Origin of the sequence: Marinomonas sp. ef1 (genome assembly GCF_002806845.1) — a bacterium.
GTDB lineage: Bacteria > Pseudomonadota > Gammaproteobacteria > Pseudomonadales > Marinomonadaceae > Marinomonas > Marinomonas polaris.
The window spans coordinates 34,010-40,397 of record NZ_NHTT01000024.1 but is presented as its reverse complement, the minus strand read 5'-3'; the positions used below and the strand labels follow the sequence as shown (position 1 = coordinate 40,397).

The following is a 6,388-nucleotide window of genomic DNA, read 5'->3' as shown; positions in this document are numbered from 1 at the left end:
TCTGATTCTACATTCAACTCACTTACCTAAGTAAGTCGCAAACTCTTGTTTGCGTCGTTGTCCGTGTCAGTGGGTGCGTATAATACATCCACAAATTTTCTATGCAAGCTCTTTTTTTAAGTTTTCTTGAAAAGTTTCTTATAAACCGGAAGTGTGGGTATTTTCACTAATAATAAGGGCACTAAAAATACGGAAAAATAAACAGCCAGAGAAATATCATCTTTAACCTGCCACCATAGATGAGCAACAACACCAACAGCCGCAAGATACATTAAGCGATGAAGAGATTTCCATTTTTTCCCCAGCCTACGCATCATTGCCTTTGTGCTTGTTAACGCCAATATAGCTAAAATAACCAGAGCTAAAGTACCAACATAGATATAGGGTTTCTCAACCAAATCAGAACTTATCCAAGTCCAACTCAATCCCGCAAATAGAACTAAATAAATAACAAAGTGAAGCAATGCATAAAAGAAGGCCGTCAAGCCAATAAAGCGACGATATCTATTAACAAACTTCAGCGACTTTAGTTTACTAATCAATGTCATTGCCATGACAGCAACCACAGAGACGGAAGCCCAAATACCACTTAATCTCATCAATAATTTGCCAGGATCTGGAAAATACTGCCCCATCAACAATGAGACAAACATCCAGATAAATGGCAAACAAAACAGGAAGAGGACGTACGGCTTTTCTTTTCTATCCCAAAATGTCGTCACGCTAGTAGTTCCTTTTCAAATCCATCCCACTGTATAGACTCGCAACTTCTTCTTCATAGCCATTAAACATTTTAGTTTGAATGACATTTGGAAAGAGCACACCACCCGGCAATCGACGCTCTTGACCTTGAGACCAACGAGGATGATCTACATTAGGGTTCACATTAGCGTAAAAACCATATTCATTAGGAGCCAACATATTCCATGTGGTTTCAGGCATAGTTTCAACAAAGCGAATTTTCACAATAGATTTAATACTTTTAAAACCGTATTTCCAAGGCAGAACTAGCCTCACAGGCGCACCATTTTGATTGGGCAATATACTCCCGTACATACCTACAGCAAGAAATGCCAAAGGATTCATCGCTTCATCAATACGCAAGCCTTCTCGATATGGCCAATCCAGCCCGCCACCACGTTGACCTGACATTTGCTTAGGGTCATACAATGTTTCGAAGTAAACATATTTTGCTTTTGATGTTGGTTCGAACCGTCTTAAAACTGTCGCAAGAGAAATTCCAACCCAAGGGATAACCATAGACCAAGCTTCTACACAACGAAGACGATAGATACGCTCCTCTAACATTGACTCTTTAATGATATCATCAAGGTCAAAAATTCCCGTTTTCCCAGCCTCCCCCTCTATTGTTATAGTCCATGGCGTTGTTTTAAACTGAGAGGATCGATCTTTAGGGTCACTTTTACCATAACCAAACTCATAAAAATTATTGTAAGAAGTAGCTACGTCGTAAGGAGAAATTTTATCGTCTTTGCCAAACGAAGTTTCAGCTATATTCCCAAAGGATGGTTTCAGAGCAGAAGATGGCGATAGAGGATTTCCCTGTTGAAGAGCAGCAGTAACATTGCCAATTCCACCGACACCAAGAGCAATCCCTCCTGTTGCCTTCATGAATTGCCGACGATTCAAGTAAACGGATTTTTCAGTCACTTCTGATTCAGAGCAATCAGACGCTTTTTTATTCAAAATGAGCATAGCATGTCCCCTTCTATTATTAGAATTATTGACAAGGGGTCACACCACTAGTTCCAAAAAACACTCACATTAAAAAAGAATGCTTTTTTATGCCACATTTTCTAGCGAAATCGCTTAAACACAATCCCGAGTGGACCCCATAAACCATAAAGGCAAAAAACACTCATCAACACCAAAGCAGGCTCTAGAGCGACTAATACCAAAACCAACACTGCAATAAGAAGCACAACAAATGGAACACGACCTTTCAAATTAAGATCTTTAAAACTGCGATATTTTACGTTGCTAACCATCAATAAACCGGCGATAGGAACCAGTAATGCCATCAGCGTTGCCATACTTTCACCAGAAACACCTTTGTCATTGGCAGCCCATATAACACCCGCCACAAGAGCTGCGGCAGCAGGACTTGGTAATCCCGTAAAATAGCGCTTCTCTTCCACACCAAGCATAGTATTAAATCGGGCTAAACGAAGTGCCGCTCCAACAGCATAGATAAATGCTGCAATCCAACCGATTTTACCAAGTGGTGCTAAAGACCAAGTAAATACAACAAGCGCAGGCGCAATACCAAAAGAGACCATATCAGCAAGGGAATCATACTCAGCGCCAAATGCACTTTGAGTATGAGTCAAACGAGCAACACGTCCATCTAGACCATCAAATATCATCGAAATAAATATCGCGACGGCAGCATGAGTGAAATTTTCATTCATCGCAGCAATAATGGAATAAAAACCCGAAAAAAGTGCCGCTGTTGTAAACAAGTTGGGCAACAAATACACCCCCTTGTGAGGCTGCTTTTTTTCATCACCGACATCGACATCTTCAATTTCATCAACCGGTGATTTTTTAATATCATCAATAGACATGTTACAAGCCTTCCTTTCTTACAAGTTTTTATACTAGCTTAGCAAAAGAACGCTTAGCTGCTTCTATTGTATAATCAATATCTTCTTTAGTATGAGCTTGAGAGATAAATCCAGCCTCAAACGCAGCCGGAGCGAAATACACTCCCTCTTCCAACATGTAGTGAAAGAACGCTTTAAATTTACCTAAGTCACACTTCTGTACATCCGCAAATGTCTTAACTGCTTCAGCTTCAGTGAAAAAGAACCCAAACATCCCACCAACACTAACCACACAAAATGGTACTCCAGCATCATCTGCCGCTTTTTTCAATCCAGTCACAAGACGATCAGCTTTAGAGCCTAAAGTCTGATGAAAACCTACTTCACTAATTTTGTTCAGAACAGCCAGACCAGCCACCATTGCAACTGGATTACCAGACAAAGTGCCCGCTTGATAAACTGGGCCTAACGGTGAAATACATTCCATGATGGCGCGTTTACCTCCAAAAGCGCCAACAGGCATACCAGCTCCAATAACCTTACCTAGTGTTGTCAGATCAGGAACGATGCCAAAGTGATCCTGCGCACCACCAAGGGCAACGCGAAACCCAGTCATAACTTCATCAAAAATCAACACAGCGCCAGATTCATCACAAACTTTGCGTAAGGTTTCAAGGAACCCTTCAACTGGCAAAATGCAGTTCATGTTGCCAGCAACAGGTTCGACAATGATACAAGCGATTTGATCCCCTATTTCAGCAAAACAGCGAGTAACTTCTTCAATATCGTTATATTGCAACGTAATGGTATGTTTTGCCAAATCTGCTGGGACACCGGGAGAATTAGGAACACCAAGCGTTAACGCACCAGAGCCCGCTTTAACAAGTAAAGAGTCTGAATGACCATGGTAACAGCCTTCAAACTTGACGATTTTATCGCGTCCGGTATAACCACGAGCCAAACGAATCGCACTCATAGTGGCTTCAGTACCCGAGTTCACCATGCGTACCATATCCATAGAAGGGACAAGTTCACAGACTTTTTCAGCCATGGTGATTTCAACTTCTGTTGGCGCACCAAAGCTCAAACCAAAATCAAGCTGCTTTCTAACTGCGTCTAACACATCAGGGTGCGAATGACCTAAAATCATCGGCCCCCAAGAACCCACATAATCTATATAACGCTTTTTATCTTCATCATAAACATAAGCCCCTTCCCCACGTTGGAAAAAAATAGGCGTACCACCCACACCATTGAAAGCTCGTACTGGAGAATTAACACCTCCAGGAATACGGTGTTGGGCACGTGCGTATAGATCTTCTGAACGACTCATATTTATTCAAATCCCATAACTGATAATTTACAAAAGCAAGCAAACTTCCATACAAGAAGCATTACTACCCATAAAACTTTAATCAAGGACTAGCAGCAAAAGACATTCCTAAGGAATGTTAGCAACTAATCACTTTTTAACAAAAACTGATCGAGACGATGGCGAGAAACCAGACTAAAAGAAGAATCAGACACCGCCACTAGCACTTCTGGCATGCCTGTTTTCTGAAACCAACCCAACATAGCTTCTAATGAAGAAGGCTCATCAATCACAGGAACAAGAGTTGACTCTAAGGCCAAAGATAAATCCATTTTCACTCGATCGCCCTCTGAAACAAGCCATAATTGAGGACCTTGCTCCAAGGTTTTCAACGCATCTAATACAGCAATTCGGCGAGCCAAGCGCCACTCATTTTCAATCTCGAAAACAACATAGTCTACCATACTTGACGCTAAATCCTTCACCTGCTCAATTGGAATAACTCTAGGAAGAAGCAAAACCGCCTCGGCTACAGGTTTAACCGTATGGTGTCGCAAATAACGCTGAAAAGGGCTAATAGTCGAAGACATCCCCATAAAACTTAATCTTTCGACAAATACAGATTCCTGATGAAAAAACACTCGCATCAACAAACAAGCAAACACAATAACAAACAATGCAGGAACAATAGCCTCAGAGGAATGGGTCATTTCTATAATAGCCACCAAAGCAGTTAATGGCGCCTGAAAACAGGCCGCCATCATAGCCGCCATTCCTAACAAAGCGAATAAAGCCACATCCGCCACACTATTATCAAATACCAAAGCAACCTGAACACCAGCCAAACCGCCAATGATAAAAGTCGGCCCGATCATACCACCTGGAATTCCTAAGCCTATAGTGAAAGCAGTCAAGACTGTTTTAACTAAAATCAATAACAGCAGAGAATATAAAATCAAATCACCAGACAACAAGCGAGAGAGAGAGAGGTAACCGCTGCCTAATGATTCCGGCAAATAAATAGCCGCCAAAGACGTGGCTACTGCCACCAAGGAAAAACGCCACCAAATAGACATACCACTAAATCGCCAAAGACTCTTTTGCGTATGAAGAAACAAAGCAGACAGCAATACGATGAAAACGACTAAGACAAAACAAGCGATAAATAAGTCAGTTGAAAGCAGTACAGAAGAGATACTTTCGATACTAAATATATCTAAAGGCCCAATAACGTAATGACTTACTAAGGTGGCAATGACAGAGGAGAGCAAAACAGGCAAAACATAACGCTGTCGATATTCCAGAAAAATCACTTCAAAGGCGAATAAAACACCAGCTAAAGGTGTTTGAAATACCGCCGAAATCGCCCCGGCAACACCACAAGCCAACAAGGTCTCGACGCCATACTGAGGCAACTTGGCTTTTTCAGCCAAGTAGCCGCCAAGTGTCGCACCAAGATGCACAGCAGGACCTTCCTTACCGATTGAAAGACCACCAGCTAAACCTATTGCCGCCGAAAAAAACTGCACCACCGCGTTCCACACAGGCAAATTACCATGATGATAATTTAGACGTTCAACTACATAAGGAACACCTACTTTATGTAATCGATTAGGCAACAAGATAAAAATCAGTGCCAAAACAACACAGGCTGTAAAAGAAAGTCCAACACGCCATTCAACAGCTAAGGATTCAAAAGAATCAAAATCAGCATCAATAAGGTATCGAGTAGGTAAGTAAATGACGGCATAAAAAAACGCCATCAAAAGCCCGCTCAGTAACCCACACAAGGCGCCAAGTATAGCTAAGACCAATAAGTCATCATAAGACTTTGCCTTACTAGACCACCTTTCTCTTAAATTTAACCTTTTCAGAGCAGGACCTCACTTTTAACGCGGGCAGATTTTGTACATCATTCAATCAGTTATCAGATAAATTCGCAATTGCGCTGAAAGAGTCACGAATATGCAACTCACCAACGATCACTTACCAGCGATCCAAGCGATTTGATAAGCACATGTGTGTCACTATTTTATGAAGGTTCGGCCAGCGGTCCATCTCACTACGAATCGTATTTAAACGCGCCATGGAGCTTGCTTGAACTAATAGCAACAAGTCCAAATCACCACTAATAGAATGGGCGAGCTTTACCTCTGGGATGGCCTCAATGAGAGGTTGCACAAGATCGCAAGACAAAGGCCTAAAAGTTAAGGCTAAATAAGCAGTAATGCCGTCTTCTTTTGAAACCGAAGTATGCGCGTGATAGCCCGTAATGGTTCGATTATCTTCCATGCGACGAATGCGCTCGGTCACCGCAGAGCGAGATAAATTAACTTGCCGACTAATGTCTGAAACAGAAAGCCGAGCATCGTCTACCAGTAAAGCTAATATTTTTTGATCGTAATGATCGGCCACCCAAACCCCCTTTTATTATTAGTCATTCAACTTGACGGTCATTCCGGCAAAATGCGCCTTAATGGGGTCAACTTGTATAGCGTATTGCTAATAT

At 41.8% G+C, this 6,388-nt stretch carries 6 protein-coding genes; all 6 read right to left on the bottom strand.

The genetic code is table 11. The features are described from left to right. Window positions 1–116: 116 nt before the first annotated feature. The 6 genes from CCS02_RS21240 to CCS02_RS21215 all read right to left on the bottom strand — a co-directional run bounded on the left by CCS02_RS21240 (window position 117) and on the right by CCS02_RS21215 (window position 6,294). A complete protein-coding gene (locus CCS02_RS21240) occupies window positions 117–722 on the bottom strand; it encodes a sulfite oxidase heme-binding subunit YedZ (RefSeq protein WP_232617060.1) in 606 nt (201 codons plus the stop codon). A 1-nt stretch (window position 723) separates the two neighbouring features. Beyond that, on the bottom strand, window positions 724–1,716 hold the full coding sequence (gene msrP / locus CCS02_RS21235; protein ID WP_100637642.1) for a protein-methionine-sulfoxide reductase catalytic subunit MsrP: 993 nt from the start codon (window positions 1,714–1,716) through the stop codon (window positions 724–726). Window positions 1,717–1,817: 101 nt separating this feature from the next. Beyond that, a complete protein-coding gene (gene pssA, locus CCS02_RS21230) occupies window positions 1,818–2,588 on the bottom strand; it encodes a CDP-diacylglycerol--serine O-phosphatidyltransferase (protein ID WP_072839685.1) in 771 nt (256 codons plus the stop codon). 28 nt (window positions 2,589–2,616) lie between these two features. Beyond that, window positions 2,617–3,900, bottom strand: coding sequence for a glutamate-1-semialdehyde 2,1-aminomutase (gene hemL / locus CCS02_RS21225; protein WP_100637641.1), 1,284 nt, complete (start codon window positions 3,898–3,900; stop codon window positions 2,617–2,619). 125 nt (window positions 3,901–4,025) lie between these two features. Further along, the gene (locus CCS02_RS21220; RefSeq protein WP_232728941.1) at window positions 4,026–5,642 is read right to left on the bottom strand and encodes a chloride channel protein; all 1,617 of its coding nucleotides are present in this window, start codon (window positions 5,640–5,642) and stop codon (window positions 4,026–4,028) included. 223 nt (window positions 5,643–5,865) lie between these two features. Next, window positions 5,866–6,294: an Lrp/AsnC family transcriptional regulator gene (locus CCS02_RS21215; RefSeq protein WP_100637639.1), complete on the bottom strand. Its 429-nt coding sequence runs from the start codon at window positions 6,292–6,294 to the stop codon at window positions 5,866–5,868. Window positions 6,295–6,388 lie beyond the last annotated feature (94 nt).

Coding starts and splice junctions, on each gene's coding strand:
- msrP (WP_100637642.1), bottom strand. CDS start 1,716: ATGCTCATTTTGAATAAAAAAGCGTCTGATTGCTCTGAATCAGAAGTG.
- pssA (WP_072839685.1), bottom strand. CDS start 2,588: ATGTCTATTGATGATATTAAAAAATCACCGGTTGATGAAATTGAAGAT.
- hemL (WP_100637641.1), bottom strand. CDS start 3,900: ATGAGTCGTTCAGAAGATCTATACGCACGTGCCCAACACCGTATTCCT.
- CCS02_RS21220 (WP_232728941.1), bottom strand. CDS start 5,642: ATGGCGTTTTTTTATGCCGTCATTTACTTACCTACTCGATACCTTATT.